At 70.6% G+C, this 23810-nt stretch carries 22 protein-coding genes and 1 pseudogene; 16 read left to right on the forward strand and 7 right to left on the reverse strand.

The genetic code is table 11. From position 1 onward, the window contains the following. Positions 1–38 precede the first annotated feature (38 nt). A complete protein-coding gene (locus ACWD6R_RS29430; RefSeq protein ID WP_451821464.1) occupies positions 39–851 on the reverse strand; it encodes a PaaX family transcriptional regulator in 813 nt (270 codons plus the stop codon). Positions 852–855: 4 nt separating this feature from the next. Beyond that, a complete protein-coding gene (locus ACWD6R_RS29435) occupies positions 856–2487 on the reverse strand; it encodes an AMP-binding protein (RefSeq protein WP_451821465.1) in 1632 nt (543 codons plus the stop codon). A gap of 88 nt (positions 2488–2575) precedes the next feature. On the opposite strand from ACWD6R_RS29435, the gene ACWD6R_RS29440 reads away from it, so the two are divergent. From ACWD6R_RS29440 to mnhG, 9 genes and pseudogenes are all read left to right on the forward strand, one after another. After that, positions 2576–3769 carry an acyl-CoA dehydrogenase family protein gene (locus tag ACWD6R_RS29440; RefSeq protein ID WP_451821466.1) on the forward strand — a complete coding sequence of 398 codons (1194 nt, stop codon included), beginning with the start codon at positions 2576–2578 and terminating at the stop codon, positions 3767–3769. Next, positions 3766–4167 carry a RidA family protein gene (locus ACWD6R_RS29445; protein WP_451821467.1) on the forward strand — a complete coding sequence of 134 codons (402 nt, stop codon included), beginning with the start codon at positions 3766–3768 and terminating at the stop codon, positions 4165–4167. Before ACWD6R_RS29440 ends, ACWD6R_RS29445 begins: the two co-directional genes overlap by 4 nt. A gap of 157 nt (positions 4168–4324) precedes the next feature. Next, positions 4325–4429, forward strand: a pseudogene (locus ACWD6R_RS29450) (IS200/IS605 family transposase); the annotation flags it as partial. A gap of 120 nt (positions 4430–4549) precedes the next feature. Continuing rightward, positions 4550–7468, forward strand: a complete 2919-nt coding sequence (locus ACWD6R_RS29455; protein WP_451821468.1) for a Na+/H+ antiporter subunit A — start codon at positions 4550–4552, stop codon at positions 7466–7468. Next, positions 7465–8070: a Na(+)/H(+) antiporter subunit C gene (locus tag ACWD6R_RS29460; protein WP_451821469.1), complete on the forward strand. Its 606-nt coding sequence runs from the start codon at positions 7465–7467 to the stop codon at positions 8068–8070. The genes ACWD6R_RS29455 and ACWD6R_RS29460 overlap by 4 nt, the downstream gene beginning before the upstream one ends. Then, complete coding sequence (locus tag ACWD6R_RS29465; protein WP_451821470.1) at positions 8067–9725, forward strand: Na+/H+ antiporter subunit D; 1659 nt, start codon at positions 8067–8069, stop codon at positions 9723–9725. Before ACWD6R_RS29460 ends, ACWD6R_RS29465 begins: the two co-directional genes overlap by 4 nt. Beyond that, the gene (locus tag ACWD6R_RS29470; protein WP_451821471.1) at positions 9722–10351 is read left to right on the forward strand and encodes a Na+/H+ antiporter subunit E; all 630 of its coding nucleotides are present in this window, start codon (positions 9722–9724) and stop codon (positions 10349–10351) included. The genes ACWD6R_RS29465 and ACWD6R_RS29470 overlap by 4 nt, the downstream gene beginning before the upstream one ends. After that, positions 10348–10665: a monovalent cation/H+ antiporter complex subunit F gene (locus ACWD6R_RS29475; RefSeq protein ID WP_451821472.1), complete on the forward strand. Its 318-nt coding sequence runs from the start codon at positions 10348–10350 to the stop codon at positions 10663–10665. The genes ACWD6R_RS29470 and ACWD6R_RS29475 overlap by 4 nt, the downstream gene beginning before the upstream one ends. Beyond that, positions 10662–11015: a monovalent cation/H(+) antiporter subunit G gene (gene mnhG / locus ACWD6R_RS29480; protein ID WP_393306923.1), complete on the forward strand. Its 354-nt coding sequence runs from the start codon at positions 10662–10664 to the stop codon at positions 11013–11015. Before ACWD6R_RS29475 ends, mnhG begins: the two co-directional genes overlap by 4 nt. 257 nt (positions 11016–11272) lie before the next feature. Here the strand turns inward: mnhG and ACWD6R_RS29485 are convergent, their stop codons facing one another. Beyond that, entirely contained in the window at positions 11273–11773 is a 501-nt protein-coding gene (locus ACWD6R_RS29485) for a DUF6069 family protein (protein ID WP_451821473.1), read from the reverse strand. A gap of 148 nt (positions 11774–11921) precedes the next feature. Between ACWD6R_RS29485 and ACWD6R_RS29490 the strand changes: the two genes are divergently transcribed. Beyond that, the gene (locus ACWD6R_RS29490) at positions 11922–13061 is read left to right on the forward strand and encodes a PP2C family protein-serine/threonine phosphatase (protein ID WP_451821474.1); all 1140 of its coding nucleotides are present in this window, start codon (positions 11922–11924) and stop codon (positions 13059–13061) included. Here ACWD6R_RS29490 and ACWD6R_RS29495 read toward each other — a convergent pair. Next, positions 13036–14472, reverse strand: coding sequence for a DUF6056 family protein (locus ACWD6R_RS29495; protein WP_451821475.1), 1437 nt, complete (start codon positions 14470–14472; stop codon positions 13036–13038). The genes ACWD6R_RS29490 and ACWD6R_RS29495 overlap by 26 nt on opposite strands. A gap of 484 nt (positions 14473–14956) precedes the next feature. Then, positions 14957–16240 carry an MFS transporter gene (locus ACWD6R_RS29500; protein WP_451821476.1) on the reverse strand — a complete coding sequence of 428 codons (1284 nt, stop codon included), beginning with the start codon at positions 16238–16240 and terminating at the stop codon, positions 14957–14959. A 347-nt stretch (positions 16241–16587) separates the two neighbouring features. Between ACWD6R_RS29500 and ACWD6R_RS29505 the strand changes: the two genes are divergently transcribed. The 5 genes from ACWD6R_RS29505 to ACWD6R_RS29525 all read left to right on the forward strand — a co-directional run bounded on the left by ACWD6R_RS29505 (position 16588) and on the right by ACWD6R_RS29525 (position 20317). Then, the gene (locus ACWD6R_RS29505) at positions 16588–16911 is read left to right on the forward strand and encodes a rhodanese-like domain-containing protein (RefSeq protein ID WP_451821477.1); all 324 of its coding nucleotides are present in this window, start codon (positions 16588–16590) and stop codon (positions 16909–16911) included. A 94-nt stretch (positions 16912–17005) separates the two neighbouring features. Continuing rightward, entirely contained in the window at positions 17006–18391 is a 1386-nt protein-coding gene (locus ACWD6R_RS29510) for an MBL fold metallo-hydrolase (RefSeq protein ID WP_451821478.1), read from the forward strand. Positions 18392–18519: 128 nt separating this feature from the next. After that, the gene (locus tag ACWD6R_RS29515) at positions 18520–19104 is read left to right on the forward strand and encodes a rhodanese-like domain-containing protein (protein WP_451821479.1); all 585 of its coding nucleotides are present in this window, start codon (positions 18520–18522) and stop codon (positions 19102–19104) included. Next, positions 19101–19994: a sulfite exporter TauE/SafE family protein gene (locus ACWD6R_RS29520; protein WP_451821480.1), complete on the forward strand. Its 894-nt coding sequence runs from the start codon at positions 19101–19103 to the stop codon at positions 19992–19994. The genes ACWD6R_RS29515 and ACWD6R_RS29520 overlap by 4 nt, the downstream gene beginning before the upstream one ends. A 77-nt stretch (positions 19995–20071) precedes the next feature. After that, entirely contained in the window at positions 20072–20317 is a 246-nt protein-coding gene (locus tag ACWD6R_RS29525) for a metal-sensitive transcriptional regulator (protein WP_393307057.1), read from the forward strand. 124 nt (positions 20318–20441) lie between these two features. Here ACWD6R_RS29525 and ACWD6R_RS29530 read toward each other — a convergent pair whose 3' ends face one another. Further along, positions 20442–21971, reverse strand: a complete 1530-nt coding sequence (locus tag ACWD6R_RS29530; RefSeq protein WP_451821481.1) for a helix-turn-helix domain-containing protein — start codon at positions 21969–21971, stop codon at positions 20442–20444. A gap of 256 nt (positions 21972–22227) precedes the next feature. Next, a complete protein-coding gene (locus tag ACWD6R_RS29535; RefSeq protein WP_451821482.1) occupies positions 22228–22524 on the reverse strand; it encodes a hypothetical protein in 297 nt (98 codons plus the stop codon). Between the two features lie 218 nt (positions 22525–22742). On the opposite strand from ACWD6R_RS29535, the gene ACWD6R_RS29540 reads away from it, so the two are divergent. After that, positions 22743–23618: a COG4705 family protein gene (locus tag ACWD6R_RS29540; protein ID WP_451821483.1), complete on the forward strand. Its 876-nt coding sequence runs from the start codon at positions 22743–22745 to the stop codon at positions 23616–23618. Positions 23619–23810: the final 192 nt, after the last annotated feature.

The following is a 23810-nucleotide window of genomic DNA, read 5'->3' on the forward strand; positions in this document are numbered from 1 at the left end:
GGCATCGGGAGCACCTGCATTTCGGCGCCCGCGGCAGGTCATGACCGTACGAACTCCGCCCCCGCGTCCCGCAGCCGGGCGTGCAGCAGCCCGAACACCTCCGCCGACCGGCCCCCCGGCCACTCCTTGGGCAACAGCTCCTCCGGCAGGCCGGGATCGGCGTACGGCAGCTGCCGCCACGAGTCCAGGGCCGCCAGATAGTCCCGGTAGGCGGTCTCGGGATCAGGGGCGCCGGTGCGTGACTCCCAGGCCCGCAGCACCGGTTCGTGCTGCTCCAGGAAGTCCACGTGGAGCCGGGCGATCGCGTCGAGGTCCCACCAGCGCGCCACGGACTCCCGCGTCGCGGCGAAGCCGAGGTGTTCCCCGCGGAACAGGTCTACATACGGGGCGAGTTCCAGCCGCTCCAGCGTGTGCCGGGTCTCGTCGTACAGCGCGGCGGGCGCGATCCACACCCCGGGCGCCGCCGTGCCGAAGCCGAGCCGGGCCAGCCGCGAGCGCAGCAGGTGCCGCTTGTGCCGTTCCGCTTCCGGTACGGAGAAGACGGCGAGCACCCAGCCGTCCTGGAGCGGCGGCGACGGGTGCGCATAGATCCGCCGGTCGCCGTCGTCCAGCAGCTGGCGGGCGTCGGACGACAGCGCGTACCCGGCCGCGCCGCTCACGGTACGCGCGGGTACGAGCAGCCCGCGCCGCTTCAGCCGGGAGACGGAGGAGCGTACGGACGGGGCGTCGACACCGAGGACGGACAGCAGCCGGATCAGTTCGGCCACCGGCAGCGGTGCATTGCCGGGGGCGCGACCGTACGCGCCGTAGAGGGTGACGATCAGGGATCTGGGGGTGTGCTGCTCGGCCACGTGATCACTCTAGGTCCCGTGCGCCGGTCCGGTCCCCGTCGCTCCGCAGCCGGAACCGTTGCAGCTTGCCCGTGGCGGTCCGGGGGAGCGCGGGCACGAATTCGATGACGCGCGGGCATTTGTGGGGGGCGAGTTCGTTCTTCATGTGTGTACGCAGCTCGTCGGCCGACGCTCCGCCGCCCTCGCGCAGCACCACGTACGCCACCGCGATCTGCCCGCGCAGCTCGTCCGGATGCCCGACCACCGCCACCTCGGCGACCTCGGGATGGCGCAGCAGGGCGTCCTCGACCTCGGGACCCGCGATGTTGTACCCGGAGGAGATGATCATGTCGTCGGCGCGCGCGACATAGTGGAAGTAGCCGTCGCTGTCACGTGTGTACGTGTCGCCGGTGAGGTTCCAGCCGTGCTGTACGTACTCCGACTGGCGGATGTCGGCGAGATAGCGGCAGCCGACCGGGCCGCGAACGGCGAGCAGCCCCGGCTCCCCGTCGGGCACCGCGCGGCCGTCCCGGTCCAGCACGCGCGCCTCCCAGCCGGGCACGGGAACCCCGGTGGTGCCGGGGCGGATCACGTCGTCGGCGGCGGAGATGAAGATGTGCAGCAGTTCGGTGGCGCCTATGCCGTTGATGATGCGCAGGCCGGTCCGCTCGTACCAGGACTGCCAGGTCGCCACGGGCAGGTTCTCGCCCGCCGACACGCAGCGCCGCAGCGCGGCGAGATCGTGCTTGTCGAGGTGGTCGAGCATCACGCGGTAGGCGGTCGGTGCGGTGAACAGGACCGAGACGCGGTGGGCGGCCAGCGCGGGCAGCAGCTGCCGCGGACCGGCCTGTTCCAGCAGCAGGGCCGACCCCCCGGCCCGCAGCGGGAAGACCACCAGACCGCCGAGCCCGAAGGTGAAACCGAGCGGCGGACTGCCCGCGAACACGTCGTCGGGACAGGGCTGCAGGACGTGGCGGGAGAAGGTGTCGGCGATGGCCAGCACATCGCGGTGGAAGTGCATGCAGCCCTTGGGACGTCCGGTGGTGCCCGAGGTGAACGCGATCAGCGCGACATCGTCCGCGGCCGTGTCCACGGCACGGTACGGTCCCGGCCGCCCCTCGGCCAGGTGCAGCAGATCGTCGGGGCCGTCACCTCCGTACTCCGTGATCCGCAGCCCCGGTACCCCCGCCTTCACCAGGTCGTCGACCGACCGGATGTCGCACAGCGCATGACCGACCTGGGCCATCGAACAGATGGTGGCGAGCTCCTGGGCCCGCTGCTGGGCCAGTACGGTCACCGCGATCGCGCCCGCCTTCAGCACGGCCAGCCAGCAGGCGGCGAGGTGGGGCGTGGTGGGGCCGCGGAGCAGAACCCGGTTGCCGGGGACGATCCCCAGATCGGAGGTCAGGACATGGGCGATCCGGTCGACCCGGTCCTGGAGCTCCCCGTAGCTCCAGATTTCGCCCTGGGGCGTATGGAAGGCGGGGCGGTCGGGACCGAGGCGGGCGACCGTGCCGTCGAGGAGCTCGGCGGCGCAGTTCAGCCGGTCCGGATAGTTCAGCTCGGGAAGGTCGAAGACCAGTTCCGGCCACTGGTCCGTGGGTGGCAGATGCTCCCGGGCAAAGGTGTCGAGGTGCGCTGAGGTCTTCGGGTCCATAACGGATCGCCCCCTTGTCGCCCTTGGAGCGTATCGTTTGAATGACGGTAGTCAACAGTTCGCGATAGGGGACAGGAGAGGCGCCGGTATGACGGCATTCTCACTCGATCCGGCACAGACCGCCTGGTGCGAAGAGCTGCGCGCCCTGGCCGAACAGGAGCTGCGCCCCCTCGCCGAGAAGGGCGAACCGGGGCACGTCAACCGCCCGCTGATCGCCGCCCTCGGTGAACTCGGCCTGCTCGACCGCCTTTTCTCCTCCGGCGCCCTCGACCTCTGCCTGCTGCGGGAGTCCCTCGCCCGCGGCTGCACGGAGGCCGAGACCGCGCTGGCCCTCCAGGGACTCGGCACATACCCGTTGGTCCAGGCGGGTACCCCGGCCCACCGGGCGCGCTGGCTTCCCGAGGTGCGGGCCGGGCGTGCCGTCGCCGCCTTCGCACTGAGCGAGCCCGGCGCCGGCTCCGACGCCGCGGCGCTCGCCCTGGCGGCCGAGCACGCCCCGGACGGCTGGCGGCTGACCGGTGAGAAGTGCTGGATCTCCAACGCCCCCGAGGCGGACTTCTACACCGTCTTCGCCCGTACGACACCAGGCGCCGGAGCCCGCGGCGTCACCGCGTTCCTGGTCCCTGCCGACCGCCCCGGACTGACCGGCACCGCCCTCGACATGCTCTCCCCGCACCCGATCGGCGCCCTCGCCTTCGACCGGGTTCCGGTCACGCCCGACGATGTGCTCGGCGAACCGGACCGCGGCTTCGGGGTCGCCATGAACACCCTCAATCTGTTCCGCCCCAGCGTCGGCGCCTTCGCCGTCGGCATGGCCCGCGCCGCCCTCGACGCGACCCTCGCCCACACCGCGCAACGCAGCGCGTTCGGCGGTCCGCTGAAGGAGCTGCAGGCCGTCTCCCACCAGGTCGCCGAGATGGCCACCCGCACGGAGGCCGCCCGGCTCCTCGTGTACGCGGCCGCGGCGGCGTACGACGCGGGGGAGCCCGGCGTACCGGGCCGGGCGGCGATGGCGAAGCTGTACGCCACCGAGGCGGCGCAGTACGTCGTCGACGCAGCCGTCCAGCTGCACGGCGCCCGCGCGCTGCGCCGCGGCCATCTGCTCGAACACCTCTACCGGGAGGTGCGTGCCCCACGGATCTACGAGGGCGCCAGCGAGGTCCAGCGCACGATCATCGCCAAGGAGCTGTACGCGCCGGCGACGGAGACAGCGACGGGGACCGCGCATCGGACGCCGGCCTCGCACCGGACGCCGACCATGAATCAGGAGCCGCCCGTATGAGCCCGATCCACCGGATCAACCCCGCCGAACTGTCCCCGCCCACGGGCTTCTCGCACGCCGTCACGGCCACCGGCAGCCGCCTGGTCCTCCTGGCCGGGCAGACCGCCCTCGACCAAGACGGTAAGGTCATCGGCGCCAAGCTGCCCGAGCAGTTCGCGACGGCCCTGACCAATCTGCTCACCGCGCTGCGTGCGGCCGGTGGCTCCCCGGCCGATCTGGCGCGGGTGACCGTCTACGCCACGGATGTCGCCGACTACCGCGCACACGCCCCCGAACTCGGGCGGATCTGGCAACGGCTGGCCGGCCGCGACTACCCGGCGATGGCGGTCATCGGGGCGGCCAGGCTCTGGGACGAACAGGCACTCGTCGAACTCGACGGCATCGCCGTACTGCCGTGAAAACACCGTGCGGGCGTGACGTGGCGCCACGCCCGCACGGCAAGCGCATCAGTACGGCTGTACCAGCACGTGCGCCGCACCCGGGATACCGACCTTCAGCAGTTCGTTCGCCGCTGTCGGTGACGGTTAGACAGACACGGTCTGCATATGGTGCGTTGTGACTGTGGCGCGGAATGTTCGCCGGTATTCCGGTGGCGTGTACGACGTGGGGCTGCACGTGGTGTGGTGCCCGAAGTACCGCCGCCGGGTCCTCAGCGGCCGTGCGGGCGGGGGCGGTCGGCGCGGCGCGCCGTACGGGTGAAGTGCGGCCGGGGATATATCTGTAATTGGTGCCCTTCGCCCGTCATGTCGCGCAGCGGCCCCGGACGCCCTCCGAGACCCTGTGACCACGCTCATCGTCTGCCACTTCGTTCTCGCCGCGTGCGCGCGCCCGCTGGTGCGGCGACTGGGCAGCCGCGCCTTCGTCGTCCTCGCGCTGCCGCCCGCCGCCGCCACGGTGTGGGCGGCCACGCAGTGGAACACCGCCGCGTCCGGCGGGTCCGTCACCTCGTCGTGGCCGTGGATGCCGGCGTACGACGTCTCCGTCGACCTGCGCCTGGACGCGCTCGGCGAACTGATGGTGCTTCTCGCGGCCGGGGTCGGCGCGCTCGTCCTGCTGTACTGCGTCTCGTACTTCTCCGACGACACCCCGCAGCTCCCCGCGTTCGCCGGGAACCTGCTCGCCTTCGCCGGCGCCATGCTCGCCCTGGTCCTCGCCGACGACCTGATCTCCCTCTATGTGTTCTGGGAACTGACCACGGTCTTCTCCTTCCTGCTGATTGGGCACAGCAGCGAGCACAAGCACAGCCGCCGGTCCGCGCTCCAGGCACTCACCGTGACCACGCTCGGCGGTCTCGCCATGCTCGTGGGCTTCCTGATCATCGGTCAGGCGGCGGGCGCCTACCGGATCTCCACGATCGTCGCCTACCCGCCGGGCACGAGCCTCGCCGTCCAGGTGGCCGTGGCGCTGATCCTGTGCGGGGCGCTGTCGAAGTCGGCGATCTGGCCGTTCAGCCTCTGGCTGCCGAACGCCATGGCCGCGCCCACCCCCGTCAGCGCCTATCTGCACGCCGCGGCCATGGTCAAGGCCGGTGTCTACCTGGTGGCCCGGCTCGCCCCCGGCTTCGCCGACGTCCCCGTCTGGCGGCCTGTCGTCATGGTGCTCGGCTGCGCGACCATGCTGCTCGGCGGCTGGCGGGCGCTGCGACTGAACGATCTCAAGCTCGTCCTCGCCTACGGCACCGTCAGTCAGCTCGGTTTCCTGACCCTGCTCGCCGGGGTCGGCAACCGGGACGCGGCGCTCGCCGCAGCCGTCATGATCCTGGGGCACGCCCTGTTCAAGGCCCCGCTGTTCCTCGTCACCGGCATCGTCGACCATGCGGCGGGCACCCGTGACCTGCGCAGACTCTCCGGCGTGGGCAGGACGCTGCCGCACGTCTGCGCGGTCGCCGTGCTCGCCGCCGCGTCCATGGCCGCGCTCCCCCCGATGCTCGGGTTCGCCGCGAAGGAGGCCGCGTTCGACGCGCTGCTGCACGGCGACAGCGCGGACCGCTGGGCGCTCGGCGTCACCGTGGCGGGCTCCGCGCTGACGGTCGCGTACACCGTGCGGTTCGTCTGGGGCGCGTTCGCCCGCAAGCCCGGGGTCGACTCCACACCGGTGCACCGGGTCGGCTGGGCGTTCCTCGCGCCGCCCGGCCTGCTGGCCCTCTGCGGTCTGGTGCTCGGACCGGGCGTCGGCTGGACGTACGGGCTGCTCAGCGCGTACGCGGACACGTTCCCCGTACCCGCGCATCCGTACCACCTCGCGCTCTGGCACGGATTCGGTACGGCCCTGCTGCTCTCGGCCCTCGCCGCGGCGGGCGGTGTGGTGCTCTTCGCGGGGCAGGCCACCGTGATCCGGCTCTCCCGGCGGATCGCGTGGCCGACAGCCGACCGGGTTTTCGGACGTCTGCTGCTCGGCCTGGAACGGATCTCGCTCGATGTCACCGGCTTCGTCCAGCGCGGCTCGCTCTCCGTCTACCTCGCCACCACGCTGCTCGTGATGCTCGCCGGGCAGCTCGCCGTGCTCGGGGCGGACCGGCCCTGGCGCGGTGCTTCGGCGCCACGCATCTGGGACGTACCGCTGCAAGGGGCGGTGGCGGTACTGACCTGTGCGACCGCGCTGCTCTGTCTTACCGTCAGCCGTCGCATGAAGGCCGTGGTGCTGGCGGGACTGACGGGGTACGGGACCGCGCTGCTCTTCGTCGTCCAGGGCGGCCCGGACCTGGCGCTCACCCAGTTCTGCGTCGAGACCGTGTCGATGGTCGTGTTCGTGCTGGTGCTGCGGCGGATGCCGGTGCACTTCCAGGAGTCGGTCAGTACGTGGCGGCGCGCCGTACGCATCCCGGTGGCGCTGGCCGCGGCAGCGACCCTCGGCGTGGTGGTGTGGGTCGCGGCAGCCGCACGCACCGCAGACCCCGCCGGGGCGGCCATGGTCGAGGAGACCGCGCACCACGGGCTCAAGGACGTCGTCGCCACCATCCTGGTCGACCTGCGGGCCTGGGACACGATGGGGGAGTCCGCCGTGCTCGCCGCCGCGGCGATCGGCGTGACGAGCCTGCTCTATCTGCACCGCCGCGCGGACGGATCCGGGCTGCGCGAGGACGTACCCCGGCGTACTGCCTGGTCGCTGACGGCGCCCGGACTGACCGGGGTGCCGCAGGGCGACGAAGGGGCACCGGAGCGGTCCTGGCTCGCGGCCGGGGCCACGCTCGCCCCCGAACACCGGTCCGTCGTCTTCGAGGTCGTGGCCCGACTGCTGTTCCACCCGATCCTGGTGCTCTCCGTCTATCTGCTGTTCAGCGCCGAGAACATGCCGGGCGGCGGGTTCGTCGCCGGACTCGTCGCCGGAGTCGCCCTGATCACCCGCTACTTGGCGGGCGGCCGCTTCGAACTCGCCGAAGCCGCACCGCTGCAGCCCGGACTCTTCACCGGCCTCGGGCTGTTCCTTTCCACCGGCGTGGCGCTGCTCGGCCTCGCCGAAGGCACGGTCCTGCACGCGTGGACCTACCACGGCAGACTGCCCGTGATCGGCGCGTACCACCTGGGCACGCCCGTCCTCTTCGACTTCGGCGTCTACCTGCTGGTACTGGGCGTGGTGCTGGACATCGTGCGCGCACTCGGCGCCAAGATCGACCGGCAGATCGAGCGGGGGGCCGCCGAGAAGGCGGCCGCCGCGGCAGGAACGGGACCGGCGCCCGAGGCGGGAGGCGCCGTCCGGTGACGGTCAGCGCCTCGCTCCTCGCCACGGCCGCCGTGCTCTGCGCGGTCGGCGGCATCCTCATGCTCACCCGACCCCTCACCCGGATCCTGCTCGGCGCGGTGATCGCGGGCAACGGGATCAACCTGCTCGTCCTCTCCGCCACCGGAAGGGCGGGCCGGGAACCCCTCCTGTACGGCGTCCCGCTCCGGCAGGTCACCGACCCGCTGCCGCAGGCCATCGCCCTCACCGCGATCGTCATCACCCTCGCCACCACGGCATTCCTTCTCGCGATGGCCTACCGCAGCCACCAGCTGACCGGTACCGACGAGGTCCACGACGACCTGGAGGACCGGCGCATCGCGCTGCGCGCCGAGGTGCTGGGGGAGCGGGACGAACTGCGCGAGCAGTACCGGTCCGTGTCCGAGCGCACACCGGAGGAACGCGCCCGCTACCGGGAGGAGCGGGGGCGTCTCCGGGCCCGGCTGCGCGCCGACCGCGCCCTCCAGGCCCGCGGCCGCGACGCCACCGGAGACCTCTGGCACGACGTGTTGGGCGCGGACCCCGAGGACTACGCCACGAAACGGAACACCGGAACGAACGCCGACCGAGGAGACACCGGGTGAACGCACTCGTCCCACTGCCGGTGCTGCTGCCGCTCTGCGCCACCGGCCTGAGTCTCGCCTTCGGCACCCGGCTCAAACAGTTCCAGCGCTTCGTCAGCGTCGCCGTGCTCACCGCCGTACTCGCGCTCTCCGTCACGCTGATGATCTCCGCCGACACCCGGGGCCCGCTCAGCGTCCATCTCGGCGACTTCGCCCCGCCGCTCGGCATCACGCTGGTCGCCGACCGGCTGTCCGGGCTGATGCTGACCGTCTCCTCGGCCATCACCCTCTGCGTCCTGGTCTACTCCATCGGCCAGGGCATGGCGGACCGCGACGAAGAGACACCCGTGGCGGTCTTTCACCCCGCCTATCTGATCCTCGTCGCCGGGGTCTCCTGCACGTTCCTCGCCGGAGACCTCGTCAACCTGTACGTCGGCTTCGAGATCATGCTGGTGGCCAGCTTCGTCCTGCTCACCCTCGGCGGCACCGGCCCCCGCGTCCGGGCCGGTTCCACGTACGTGATCATCTCCCTCTTCTCGTCGATGCTGTTCCTCACGGCCATCGCCATGACGTACGCGGCCACCGGCACCGCCAACTTCGCCCAGCTGGCCGGGCGGCTGGGCGGACTCCCGCTCGGCGTACAGACGCTGATCCAGGCCATGCTGCTGACCGTCTTCGCCATCAAGGCCGCCGTGTTCCCGCTCGCGGCGTGGCTGCCCGACTCGTACCCGACCGCACCCGCCCCCGTCACCGCCGTCTTCGCCGGCCTGCTCACCAAGGTCGGCATCTACTGCATGCTGCGAACGGAGACCCTGCTCTTCCCCGGAAACCGGCTCGGCGACCTGCTGATGGCCGCCGCACTCGCCTCGATGGTGATCGGCATCCTGGGAGCCGTCGCCCAGACCGACCTCAAGCGCCTGCTCTCCTTCACCCTCATCAGCCACATCGGTTACATGGTCTTCGGGATTGGGCTCGCCTCCCGCGACGCGTACGGCGGCGCGATCGTCTACGTCGCCCACCACATCACCGTCCAGACGACGCTGTTCCTCGTCGCCGGACTGATCGAGCGCCGCTGCGGCACCACCGAACTCACCCGGATCGGCGGACTCGCCAAAGCCGCCCCGCTGCTCGCCGCCCTCTTCTTCGTGCCCGCCATGAACCTCGCCGGGATCCCGCCGCTCTCCGGCTTCATCGGCAAGCTCGGACTGATGCGGGCCGGTGTCGCCGACGGGAGCGTCTGGGCCTGGATCCTCGTCATCGGCTCGGCGGTGACCAGCCTTCTGACCCTGTACGTGATGGCCAAGGTCTGGAACCTGGCGTTCTGGCGGGCCGCGCCACCCGGCCAGGCGGCGGACGGCACGGTCCTGGAGTCCGACGACGAGAACGACAACGACGAGGACGCCGGCGAGGGCCCGGACCGCATCCCCGGCACCGGCGACGAACCGGTCTTCCCCCGGCACCAGCCCGCCGGCCGCGCGGTGGCCGCCACCCTCCACGGGCATGCCGTCACCACCACAACGAAACTGCCGCGGCTCATGACCGGTGCCACCGCGGCAGCCGTCGCCGTCGGCCTCTCCTTCACCGTGCTCGCCGGACCGCTGACCTCCTACACCGACCGCGCGGCCGCCGAACTCCTCGCACGCACCCCCTACACCGAGGCGGTGCTCGGCCGGTGAGACGCTGGATCACCCTGTTCCACCGGAACGCGGAACTCCCACCGTTCAGCCGCGAATTCGGCAGCCGTCGCCGGGTGCTCGACCTCCCGCTGATCGCCTGGCTCACCGCCATCTGGGTACTGCTCTGGTCCAGCCTGAACTGGGCCAATGTGCTGACGGGCGTGGTCGTCGCGGTGGCCGTCTGCCTGGCCTTCCCGCTGCCCCGCGTCGACCTGGGACTCCGGCTGCACCCCTGGGGCATCGTGCTGCTCGTCGGCTATCTGCTCTACGACATGTACACCTCGGGAGTGAAGGTCACCCGGCAGATCTTCGTCGGCCATCCGCACCGGGCCGCCGTCATCGCCGTACCGCTGCGCTGCCGCTCCGACCTGATGCTCGCGGCGACCGCCGTCGCCGTGTCGAACGTGCCCGGCGGATCGGTCGTCGAGGTGCGCCGCGCCACGGCCACTGTCTTCCTGCACGTCCTCGACGCCGACCGGCCTGCCGCGCTCGATGCGGCCCGGCGCTCGGTCTGGCGGCTGGAGGAGCTGACCGTACGGGCATTCGGCACCCGCGACGAGATCGCCCGCGTTGCCGAGCCACCCCCGCCGACACCACAGTCCGCCGAAGGAGGAACGGCCTCATGAGCGTCCCCGAGACCGTCGACCGGGCGCTCCTCACCGCAGCCGTCGTGCTGATCGTCATCGCCGGGGTGGGGCTCCTCACCCGTATCTGGCGCGGCCCTTCGATGCTGGACCGCGCGATCTCGCTGGATGTCTGCGCCGCCCTCATCATCGCGGGGCTCGGCGCCAAGTCCGCCTTCGCCCGCGACCCCTTCTACTTCCCGATCATGCTGGTGCTCGCCTTCCTCGGGTTCACCGGATCGGTGGGCATCGCCCGCTTCATTGCCGTACGCGACCGGCCGAAGGGCAAGCGACAGCCGAAGGAAGGAGCGAAGTGAACGTCTGGCTCCAGATCGTCGATACGACCGGCGCGGTCCTGGTCCTCATCGGCGCCGCCGTCTGCCTGCTCGGAGTGATCGGCATGCTGCGGCTGCCGGACGTCCTGTCGCGCAGCCACGCCGCGACGAAGCCGCAGAGCCTCGGCATGCTGCTGGTCCTCGCCGGGGTCGCGCTGCGACTGCGCAGCGGCATGGACCTCGCCACGCTCGCACTGATCGGGTTCTTCCAGATGATGACCGGACCGGTCGCCGCGCACCTGGTGGCGCGCTCCGCGTACCGGACCGGCCAGATCGACCACGGCGAGCTGCTCTTCGACGAACTCGACGCCCAGCTGACCGAGGAGAAATGACGGCTCCGGCGGGTCCCGGTCAGCGGGAGTGACACCTCGTACGGACACGGCCCGCGCCTAGGTCCTGTCCTGCCGATCTTCGTGGGCCCGGAACGCCTGGCACGGCACCTCGCTGCGTTGTCGGAGTCTCCCAAGTACGTCCAGTACGAGGACGATCCTCCGCCTTGCGATGCACCGCACCAGACGCCCGGGCTGATCCACGAAGATCGACAGGACAGGACCTGGACCGTGCGCCCCGCACGCCCCGGATCCGGCCGTCAGTAGAGCGAGCGTCGCACCGACCTGCGGCCGGCGGCGGACAGCAGGGAACCGATCACGATCCCGATGGCGAGACAGACAGCCGACGAGCCGATCTTGGCGTCCAGCGGGAGCGATGTGGTGAAGGGCAGCAGAACCATGACGGCAGTGGCGAGGACGACGATGCAGACGAAGAACGTGCCCGGCTGCGGCGTCGCGAGGATCAGCAGATGCACCAACGCCGTGGCCGCCAGCGCTGCCAGCCCGGCCCCGGTGGCCAGCAGTCCCGTCGAGGCGTCCCCCATCGCTCCGTCGCCCTCCGGCGCGAAGAGGGGCACGTCCAGGACCCCACGGACGAGGACCACCCCGACGACGGCGGTGAGCGCGGCGATGACGGCGGTCATGGCGCCGCCCGCCCACAGCCGCGCCGCGTCGACACGGAGCCGGGGCGGTTTCGGGCGGAGGTATCCGGTCCGCTGCTGCGGCTGCCCATAGCTGTCCTGCGAGTCCCATGCGTCCACGATCGGTCTTCTCCCCTCGGTACACGGATTCCGATCGTGGACCGGGCGACCGGAGCCGGCGAACGCACGCGGTCCGTGTGGGTGACGCACCTGAGCCCCCTGACGACCACGGGGCGCGGACCGGTCGACAGGGGTGTAAGCAGAAGACATGCGCGTCCGGCACAGAGACAACCGCCTCACCCCGTCCCGGCGGCTGAGCCAGGGGCTGCTCGCGGTGCCGTTCGCCCTCATCGCGACCGTCGCGCTGATCGACATAAGCAGCCCGGAGACCATCCACCTCGGCCCGTTCCTCGTCGCCGCGCCCGCGCTCGCCGCCTCCTTCGCCGGCCCCGGCCTCACGGCCGTCGTCGGAGCGCTGGCAGTCGTGGCCCAGGCCGTCATCGCCGCCCTGCACGGCGGCGTCGGGACACCGAACCACGAGGCCCAGATCGCCGCCGTCACGGTGATCTCCGCGTTCCTGGTGGTGTTCCGCTATGCCCTCGACCGGCACGAGCGGCAACTGGACCGGGTGCGCTCGGTGGCTGTCATGGCGCAACAGGTCCTGCTGCACCCACTGCCCCACCAGATCGGCCCATTGAGTATTGCGTCCGTGTACATCGCGGCCGAGGAGGAGGCCCAGATCGGCGGTGACCTGTACGCCGCGGTGCCCGCCCCGGGCGGGACCCGCCTCGTGGTCGGCGACGTCCGCGGCAGCGGCCTGCCCGCCGTCGACGACGCCGCGGTGGTGGTGGGGGCGTTCCGCGGGGCGGCGTACGAGAACCTCTCGCTGCCCGGCGCCGTGGCACACATCGCCAACGCCTCGTACTGGAACATGGCCCAGCTCGCCGAGACGGATCCGGAGTACGACGAATCGTTCGTGACCGCGCTGGTCCTGGACGTCTGCGAGGAGGACCACAGCGTCCGCCTGGTGAACTGCGGACATCCCCCTCCGCTGCTGCTGCGCAGCGACGGCCGTGTCGAGGCACTGGAGGTCAGGGAACCCGCGCTCCCGCTGGGGTTCGGCATGGTGTCGGAGAACCAGTACGAGGTCGAGACCTTCGGCTTCCAACCCGGCGATCTGCTGCTCCTCTACACCGACGGCGTCATCGAGGCACGCGACCGCAGAGGCACCTTCTACCCGCTCGCCGACCGGCTCGCCACCTGGAACGGCACCGGCCCCGACGCCCTCGTCGAGCATCTCCACACCGACCTGCTGAGGCACGCCGGTGGGCACCTGGGCGACGACGCCGTCATGATCGCGATCACGAAGGCGTCCGGCGCGGTCAGGGGAGCCGCAGCGAGTAGGTGATCCGCTCCAGGTGGTAGTAGTCGGCGACGCATGTGGCCGGCCAGACCTTCCGCCCGTGCTGACGGAACGGTTCCACCATGCCGACGACCGACAACGGCATGTACGGGAGAACCCGGTCGCCGTCCGCCGCACGCGCGCGCATCCACCGGTCCTGGCGGTCCCACTTCACCGCCCGTACGCGCATGTCATGTTCGAGCCGCCCCAGCGGGACGGCGAGCGTGAGGCACACGACGGCACACACCCCCGCACCGGCCGCCTGCACCGCACCGGTGCGGTGCAGGCGCAGCCCCAGGGCGAGTCCCACCAGCGCGCCGGCCCCGACGAGCACCGCGACGTACAGCAGGAGGTAGTCGTTCCAGATCCGTGAGGAGGTCCTCACGCTCTCGCCGAAGACGGGATACGCGACGACCGTGCAGAGATATCCGGAGACCAGGAACGCGAGGACACCGGCGCAGGACAGCAGCGGCCAGCGCTCCGGCAGGACCGCGCGCCGCCCACCGGGCCCCCTGATGAGCAGCCCCAGCAGGACCCCCGCCGCGACCGCCCCCAGATGGGCCCACGTCGTGAGGAGCGTTCCCAGGATGTGCCCGAAGCCGCGCAGGGACCCGAGGAGCGAGTCGGGCGCGAGGAAGGACACCCCGTCCGTGTGGAATCGCTCCCGCCGGATCCTCGCGCCCGGCGACGTGTAGAGCACGAGCGTCCCGGTCACGGTCCCCGCCATGCCCGCCAGGCACCAGCTCCGCACATAGGCACGGCGCCGCCCGACGAGGAGCAGCAGAACGGCCGACAGGACAACGAGCACGACGACGGACGCCTCCTCCGAAAGCGTCCCCAGGCAGAGACCCGCCACGAGAACGGCGACCAGCGCGCAGCGCCTCCCCCCGCGCGACCGGGCCCGGAGCAGCGGAACGGCCGCGGCGCAGGCGAGCATCGGCGCCATGGTGTGCGAGACGGACGACGCGGGCCAGTAGAACGTCTTGTACGTGTTGGGTGTCGCGAACAGAAAGACGGCCGTCACCATCGACGCCACGAGCAAGGGGACTCCGCGTGGCGCCGTCAGACCGCCCCGGCGCAGCGCCGATACGGTCACCGCCCACAGGATCCCCAGCGTGACCACACAGCTGACCAGCCCGAACCACTGGTGCCCCGCGACGCCGAACGTCCCGTACGCCCAGACCAGAACGGCGTTCGCGATCCGCCCGTTGTCCTTGAGATAGAACTTCCCGACCATCCCGGGGAGCCCCTCGTCCCGCACGACGGGCAGAAAGCACCAGTCGTCCGCACCGGGCCGGACCCACCGTCCGTACCACGCCGCCGCCCCGAGAAGACCGAGTGGCAGGAGACAGAGCGCAGCCGGCCAGAGCGTCCTCCACGCCGGTGAGGGACGGGCGTTCGCCGCCTTGCCGGGCACCGTCCGTTCCCGTTCGCGCGGCTGCTCCGGAAGGCCTGTCCGTGAGGCACCGGGGGCCGACTCCCGTGCCGGGCCGGGGGCCGTCATCGTGCTTCTCGAACCGTGGTCATCGCCGCTATCTGATACGGGGAGGCGGGCAGCCCGGTCTCCGCACACGCAGAGGCGACCGCAGCTTCATCCGAATGGCGGACGCTGAAATCCGTTGCGGTGCCGGGGCTCTGCCGGCCGCCGGCCCGCTGCGGCGCGAACGGGGTGAACCAAGCGGCGCGCTCGGACCTGGAGTCCGTGGGGGGCGCAGAGCCTGTCGGGTGACCTCTGACCGGGCGGTCACGCCCGGGCACGCACGCTTCCCGCGTTGCCGAAATGCCCTAGTAGCTCCTTCCCCAAGCTCTCAGCTTCGTTCGAGCAGGGGAGACCCCATCCGAGGGCCTTCCGGCGCCTTGGAATCGCACGCACCAGACCGCGTCCGCTTTCCGATCGAAGGTCACCCGACAGGCTCTCGGCGGGCGGGGCGGTCGGTGATCCAGCGGGCGGCGAGCAGGCCGGAGGCCGCGGTGAGGACGGCGGCGGCGATGACAGTGGCGTTGAGGCCGAGGGTGTCGGCGAGGACGCCGGCGACGAGGGCGCCTGCGGCGTAGCCGATGTCGCGCCAGAAGCGGTAGGTGCCGAGCGCGTTGGCCCGCCAGGTGGGGTGCGCGTGGTCGGAGACGGAGGCGATGAGGGCCGGGTAGACCATGGCGGTGCCCAGGCCGAGCACGACGGCAGAAAGGATGCCGGCGAGCAGGGGCCGGTCGAGCAGGGCCAGGGCGAGGACGAATCCGGCGGCCTGGACGAACATGCCGGTGACGATCAGGGGTTTGCGGCCGATGCGGTCGGCGAGGTGGCCGGTGGGGATCTGGCCGATGCCCCACAACAGCGGGTAAAGGCCCTTGACCAGGCCGACAGCGGCAAGTCCCAGGCCATGGTCGGTGAACAGCAGAGGGAAGACGCCCCAGGTGAGGCCGTCGTTGAGGTTGTTGACGAGTCCGGCCTGGCTGGCGCCGCGCAAGGAGCGGTTGTGCCAGGAGGTATGGGCGAAGGTCTTTGCCAGACCGGTGGACTGCTCCGCGTGAACCGGTCGGGGATGCCGGGCGAGTTCGAGGGCCACGTGGGCCGCGGTGTCCCGGACGGACAGGGACAGAGCGATGCCTGCGGCAACGAAGACGATGCCGATCAGTTCGGGTGCGGGGCGCAGGCCGTATGCGGTGGCCAGGTAACCGGTCAGCAGGGCGGAGGCGCCGACGGCGACGTATCCGGCGGCCTCGTTCAGGCCGGTGGCGAGACCGCGGCGGGCAGGGCCGACGAGGTCGATCTTCATGTTCACGGTCATCGACCAGGTCAGGCCCTGGTTCATGCCGAGCAGGACGTTCGCGGCGACGATCCAGCCCCAGGACGGCGCCCACGCGAGGGCGAACGGGACGGGTATCCCGATGAGCCAGCCCGCCATGAGGAGTTGCTTGCGGCGGAAGCGGGCGGTCAGCTCGCCGGCGGCCAGGTTGGTCAGCGCCTTGGTGACGCCGAAGGCGATGATGAAGGAGAAGACGGCCAGATCGCTGGTCAGCCCGAAGACGTCCGTGCCGATGAGGGGAACGGTAGTGCGTTCCAGTCCGACCAGGGCGCCGACGGAGACGTTGACGATGACGAGCAGGGTGAACTGCGCCCAGTTCTCACGCAGTCCCAGGCGAACCGGGGTGTCGGCGGGTGCGGTCGCGGTGGGGCCGGCGCTCACCGGCTGCCGCCTTCCGCGCCGTCAGCGGGTTGTGCGCCGTGGACGGCTGTCTGTCCGTTTTCCATGATCACCCTCAGTCGATCGGCATACCCCCATGGGTATGAAAGCGGTTAAGGGAGCCTCCGTTCCCGGCTCCTCCTTGAGCGCAGAATACCCCCCTGGGTATGTTGTGCCGGCGCGGCCCGCTCTGTGACATCCGCCTCCGGCGGTCGGCCGGCTCCCTCGTTCGCGGACCGCCGCACCCCTCGAATTTATACCCCCAGGGGTATTTGACATCTGTGGCAGGGCATGCCTACTGTCGTCATCAAGAAGTACCCAGGGGGGTATACGGAAGCGAGGGAATCGCGGTGCGTGAAGTGGATCTGGATGCCTTTGCGGCAGCGTGGGCCGAGGGAGCGCTCGTCCTGGACGTGCGGGAGCCGGAGGAGTACCGGGCCGGCCATGTGCCCGGAGCGCGGCTCGCCCCGCTGTCCATCCTCGCCGCCGCGGCGGGCGAGGTGTCCAAGGATCGGCCGGTCTACGTGATCTGCGCCAGTGGCAACCGCAGCCAGCGGGCCGCCGAGCGCCTGGCCGCCGTCGGCGCGGATGCCGTCTCGGTCGCCGGCGGCACCAGCGGCTGGGCCCGCACGGGCCGTCCGCTCGTCACCGGGCCGGCGCCCGGCGCCGCGTGAAGGAAGTGTCCGCCGTCCCGGCGGGCGTTCCGGCGGTTTTCTTTTGAGCACATATACCCCTAGGGGTATATGTTCATCCTCACGGAGGGTTCCTGTGTTCTTCACCCAGTACTACCTCGACTGCCTCTCCCAGGCGTCGTACATGATCGCGGACGAGACCAGCGGGCAGGCCGTGGTCGTCGACCCGCGCCGGGACATCTCGGAGTACATGGCCGATGCCGAGACCCGCGGCTTCACTGTCGTCGGCGTCATCAACACCCACTTCCACGCCGACTTCGTCGCAGGACACCTGGAGATGGCGGCCCGTACCGGCGCCTGGATCGGCTACGGCCATCGCGCCGAGACCGAGTACTCCATCCGCAAGCTCACCGAGGGTGAGCGCGTCAGCCTCGGCGACGTCACTCTTGAGATCATGGAGACCCCCGGGCACACCCCGGAGTCGATCAGCGTCCTGGTCTACGAGCACGCCACCGACACCGTCCCGTACGGGGTGCTGACCGGCGACGCGCTGTTCATCGGTGACGTGGGCCGGCCCGACCTGCTCGCCTCGGTGGGCGTGACCGCCGAGGAGCTCGGCGCGATGCTCCACGACAGCGTCCAGAACAAGCTGATGGGCCTGCCGGACGAGGTCCGGGTCTTCCCCGCCCATGGCGCGGGCTCCGCCTGCGGCAAGAATCTCTCCACCGAGAAGCAGTCCACCATCGGCGAGCAGCGTGCCACCAACTACGCCTGCGCGCCCATGAGTCAAGCGGACTTCGTGGCCCTCGTCACCGCGGGCCAGTCCGCGGCGCCGAGCTACTTCTCCTACGACGCCGAACTCAACCGCAAGGATCGTGAGCTGTACAACCCGGCCGCGGCGCCCCGGCCGCTGACCGTTGAGGAGTTCTCGGCGCTGCGCGGGGCCGGGGCCGTGGTGGTCGACGCCCGCGGCCCGCAGGAGTTCGGTGCCGGGCACCTGCGTGGGTCGATCAATGTGCCGGCCGACGGCCGGTTCGCCGAGCAGGCCGGAACCGTGCTCACGCCCGACGCGGAACTGCTGGTCATCGCGCCGGAGAACCGCGAGGAGGAGGTGGTCACCCGTCTCGCCCGGATCGGCTTCGACCGAGTGGCCGGCTACCTGCGCAACCCCGACGACGCCCTCGCGGCCCTGGGGGACGAGGCAGGCCCCGCCAGCCGGCTGACCGCCGCCCAGCTCCGTACCGCCCTGGAGAGCGGAGAGCCTCCGCTCGTGGTCGACGTTCGCAACTGCGGAGAGCGCGCGGCGGGATTCGTCGACGGCTCGCTGCACATCTCCCTCGGCGAGCTGCCCCGCCGCCTGGAGGAGATCCCGCGCGACCGTGCGTTGGTCCTGCACTGCGCGGGCGGTCACCGCTCCTCCATCGCCGCAAGCCTGCTGCGCCATCACGGCTTCTCCGACGTCTCCGACATCCTCGGCGGCTACGCCGCCTGGGCGCTGCTGACCGAACCTGCCGACGCCTGACCCCAGTCGTCACGAAGACCACCGGCATGCCCGCGAGGGGCGGCCCACGCCCTGGCGGGCTGCCGGTGTCCACCCCTACTCATTTGCATACCCCCCCAGGTATATGTCCGTTTATCCGAGGAGCCCCCATGACCAGCAACACCTCCCGCGCCGCCGCAATCGACTCCGCCGCCCTTCAGCGGCTGATCGGGGAAGGCCGTGGGCCCCGCCTTCTGGACGTCCGTACCCCCGGCGAGTTCCGCACCGTCCACATACCCGGCTCCTACAACGTGCCCATGGCCACCCTGCGCGAGCACCGCGCCGAACTCCTCAGCCACCTCGACGAAGACGTCGTCCTCGTCTGCCGCTCCGGCACCCGCGCCGCACAGGCGGAAGCCTCCCTCGCCGAGGCCGGACTGCCGAACCTGCGCGTCCTGGACGGAGGCATGATCGCCTGGGAGGCAGCAGGCGCCTCCGTCAACCGCGGCTCCGACCGCTGGGACATGGAACGCCAGGTCCGGCTCGTCGCCGGATCCATCGTGCTGACCACCGGGCTCGCCGGCTTGCTGGTGCCCGGCATCCACCTGATCGGCACCGCAGTCGGCGCAGGCCTGACCTACGCGGCCCTCAGCAACAGCTGCGCCATGGGCGTGATGCTGTCCAAGCTGCCCTACAACCGCGGCCCGCGCACCGACATCCGCACCGTCATCGCAGCCCTGCGGGACAAGCCGTGATCGCGGTCGTCATCGCGGCGTCCCTGTTCGTCGGGATCAGCCTCGGCATCCTCGGCGGCGGAGGCTCGATCCTCACCGTGCCCATCCTGGTCTACCTGGCCGGCCAGGGCACCAAGGAGGCCATCGCCACCTCCCTGTTCGTCGTCGGTGTCACGAGTGCGGCCGCCCTGATACCCCACGCCCGGGCCCGCCGAGTCAAGTGGCGCACCGGACTTGCCTTCGGGCTGGTGAGCATGGTCGGCGCCTACGGCGGCGGCCGCCTCGCCGAGTACATCCCCGGCACGGCGCTCCTGATCGCGTTCGCCCTGATGATGCTCGCCACGGCGGCGGCCATGCTCCGCAAACCGCGCAAGGCCGCCGCGCCCAAGGACGCCCTCCACGAGATGCCCATGAAGCACATCGTCGCCGAGGGGCTGGTCGTGGGCGCGGTGACCGGCCTGGTCGGTTCCGGCGGCGGCTTCCTCGTCGTGCCCGCCCTCGCCCTCCTCGGCGGCCTTCCCATGAGTGTGGCCGTCGGCACCTCGCTCCTGGTCATCGCCATGAAGTCGTTCGCCGGCCTGGCCGGTCACCTCTCGGGTGTGCAGATCGACTGGGGCCTGGCCCTGGCCGTCACCGCCATGGCAGTCGTCGGCAGCATCATCGGCGGCCGCTTCGCCGGGCGCATCCCCCAGGACACGCTCCGCAAGGCGTTCGGCTGGTTCGTCGTCGTCATGGGTGTCTTCGTCCTCAGCCAGCAGGTCGGCACCGCCGTCTGGGTCCACCCCCTGACCTGGACCGTCGCGGGTATCGCCGCGATCGTGCTGACCTCGCGTGCTGTGCGGGCACGACGCCGGGCCGCCGCTCCGCCGGCCCCGCCGGTGCGCGACCACGAGACAGCCACTCGCCCATGACCCGGATACCCTACGGGGTATCGTGTGCCGGTGGAGCCGGAACAAGGAGGAGCCCGGTGAAGGTAGAAGAAGAAGCCATGGGCGCGGTCCTGAACCGGCTGCGCCGGGCGCAGGGTCAGCTCGCCGGCGTCATCGCCATGATCGAGGCCGGGCGCGACTGCAAGGACGTCGTCACCCAGCTTGCCGCCGTCTCCCGGGCCTTGGACAGGGCCGGCTTCAAGATCGTGGCCAGCGGGATGCGTCAGTGCCTCGCCCAGAGCGAAGCCGACGCGCCGCCCATGACCGAAGAGGAACTCGAGAAGCTGTTCCTCGCGCTCGCCTGACCTCACCGGCGAACCGCCGATCCCCATCGGTGCGCCGGCCGCGGCACACCGCACACCGTGTGCCGGAGGGCGAGACCGGACCCGCCCCCAGGCGCGGCCGACCGCACTGGGGGCGGCGCCCTGCTCAGATGTCCCGGAAGATCTCGATCTGCGCGCCCACCGAGTTGAGCCGTTCCGCCAGCTCCTCGTAACCGCGGTTGATCACATACACATTGCGCAGTACGGAGGTCCCCTCGGCCGCCATCATCGCGAGCAGTACGACCACAGCGGGCCGCAGCGCCGGCGGGCACATCATCTCGGCCGCACGCCACCGGGTGGGGCCCTCCACCAGGACCCGGTGCGGGTCCAGGAGCTGGAGGCGGCCGCCCAGGCGGTTGAGGTCCGTCAGGTAGATCGCGCGGTTGTCGTAGACCCAGTCGTGGATGAGCGTCTTGCCCTGCGCCGCGGCGGCGATGGCCGCGAAGAACGGCACGTTGTCGATATTGAGACCGGGGAACGGCATCGGGTGAATCTTGTCGATCGGGGCCTCCAGTTTGGAGGGCCGGACCGTCAGATCGACCAGCCGGGTACGGCCGTTGTCCGCCGGGTACTCCGTCGTGCGGTCACAGTCGACGCCCATCTCCTCCAGCACCGCGAGCTCGATCTCCAGGAACTCGATCGGTACCCGGCGGATCGTCAGCTCGGACTCCGTCACCACGGCGGCGGCGAGCAGGCTCATCGCCTCGACCGGGTCCTCGGAGGGGGAGTAGTCGACATCCACATCTATGTGCGGGACACCGTGCACGGTCAGCGTCGTCGTACCGACGCCGTCGACCCGTACGCCCAGCGCCTCCAGGAAGAAGCACAGGTCCTGGACCATGTAGTTGGACGAGGCGTTGCGGATGACGGTCGTGCCGTCGTGGCGGGCGGCGGCCAGCAGCGCGTTCTCCGTCACCGTGTCGCCGCGCTCGGTCAGCACGATGGGCCTGTCCGGGGTCACCGAGTGGTCTATCTGGGCGTGGTAGAGACCCTCGGTCGCGGCTATCTCCAGGCCGAACCGGCGCAGCGCGATCATGTGCGGCTCGATGGTCCGGGTGCCGAGGTCGCAGCCGCCCGCGTACGGCAGCTTGAACTGGTCCATGCGGTGCAGCAGCGGGCCGAGGAACATGATGATGGACCGGGTCCGCCGGGCGGCGTCCGCGTCGATGGCCGCGATGTCGAGCCGGGCCGGCGGGACGATCTCCAGATCGGTCCCGTCGTTGATCCATCGGGTGCGCACACCGATGGAGTTCAGCACTTCGAGGAGGCGGTAGACCTCTTCGATCCGGGCGACCCGGCGCAGCACCGTACGGCCCTTGTTGAGCAGCGAGCCGCAGAGCAGGGCCACGCAGGCGTTCTTGCTGGTCTTGACATCGATCGAGCCGGAGAGCCGGCGCCCGCCGACGACCCGCAGATGCATCGGCCCGGCGTAGCCGAGCGACACGATCTCACTGTCGAGTGCTTCACCGATGCGAGCAATCATCTCAAGGCTGATGTTCTGATTGCCGCGCTCGATGCGGTTCACGGCGCTCTGGCTGGTGGCGAGCGCCTCCGCGAGCTGGCTCTGTGTCCAGCCCCGGTGCTGACGGGCGTCACGTATGAGCTTGCCGATGCGTACGAGGTAGTCGTCTGGCATGGCGCCAGGTTATCTCAGATATGAGATGAAGATCGTGCGGGGGTGTGGCATTCGGGTGATGGGTGCGATGAGAGCAGGTGAAGACGGGAAGTGTGGGGGATGGTGGGGGAGGTGGGCGATGACCGTTGCCGCGGCGGCCCCGTCTCCGATTCCGGGTACGTGCCGGCCGTTCCCATCGTCCGCCCGGTGCGGCGGTCCGGCACGCGGGGCGCGTCCGCGGGTGGCACGGAGCGCGCCGCGCACATCCGTCCGGGTGTCACACCGCGGACAGCGCGATCCTGCCGGGGTGCGGCGGGTCTCCCCGAGCCGGTGCGCCCCGGCGGCGTTCCCTTGCGGGGTGCACCGCCTGTGTCTGCATCTCGTCCGCCGCGACCACGGCAGCGGGATCGCCGATGCTGTGGCGTGCGACTGCGTCGTAGCGCCCTGGCACGACAGCAGCCAGGGGTGGTGCGTCCGGCGCCCCGTTGCCGCCCCCGCGGGCGTCGGCGCAGCCGCCGCGCACCTGGGTGATGTGCCGGGCAGGATCGGTCGGCGTCCATGACGCCGAAAACAACGACCGCCACCGCGTCCTCGGATTAGCCGAAAGCGGCACGCTCGTCTCCGTATTCATCTCCGTATTCAAAGAAGTAATAAATACCTGCGGACACGCAGCGCCATCGAGTAACGGGATGCCTCGCGCCCGCAACACTGTGATGTCCACTCATCCGCGACGTGGAAGGTGCTCACTCCGGGAGGGCGAGGCGCCGATCGGCCGACCAGGAGTGATTGACATTGGAAAAGTCTGAATTCCTTACCGATCTGAACACCGGCACCGGTCACTCTGTGATGAAGAAGCTGCCGGAGGTCACCCTGGCCTTCTGGATCATGAAGATCGCCGCGACGACGCTCGGCGAGACCTCCGGCGACCTGTTCGCCCAGACCCTCGGACTCGGCTACTTCCTCACCACGATCGCGCTGTTCCTGATCTTCGTCGTCACGCTGGTCGTGCAGCTGAGGTCCACCCACTACAACCCCTATTTCTACTGGACCGTCATCCTGTCCACCAGCATGGCCGGCACCACGATGTCCGACTTCATGAACCGTGACGCCAGCTCCACATACCTTTCCGGCGGGACCACGTCGCTGGGCTGGGGGCCGCAAGGCCTGGGACTGGGGTACCCCACAGGAGCCGCGATCCTGATCTCGCTCCTGATTGCCATCTTCGTCATCTGGAAGTTCACCGGGCTGACGTTCTCCATCCGCGACATCGTCACCTTCCGCGGGGAGGCTCTCTTCTGGTCGGCGATTCTTGTCTCGAACACGCTCGGCACTTCCATGGGTGATTTCCTGTCCGACAGCTCCGGACTCGGCTATGCGGGTGGCGCGCTTCTCGTCACCGGGCTGCTCGCGGTGCTTCTCGCACTCATGCGGGTGCCTGTCGTGCCGAACGTCCTGCTGTTCTGGATCGCGTTCGTGCTCACGCGCCCTCTCGGGGCCACCGTCGGCGACTTCCTCACCAAGCCTGTCGCCAAGGGGGGTCTCGACCTCGGGACGGCGGGCTCGTCGGTCGCGCTCCTCGCGCTCCTCTTCGGCCTCGTGGCCCATGCCCATGTGCGGGAGCGGAGGAGCACCGTGCCGCGCAACGAGGTCCTGGCCGAGAACTCCTGAGCACGGTCGGGAGCCGGCTCGGGCGCTGCCGTGCGTTGCCGAGCGGACGACTGCCGCGCCGCAGCGCCGTGCCGAGGAGGCCGGTGTGTCCCGTCTTAGAAGCTGTATGCCTATCGATCATGTGGACGGTTCTGGTCGAACAGCGGCTTTGGGCGGGTGATCTTGGCCGGGTGGGTGCATGAAGACAGGGCC

Source organism: Streptomyces sp. NPDC005151 (assembly GCF_053599875.1).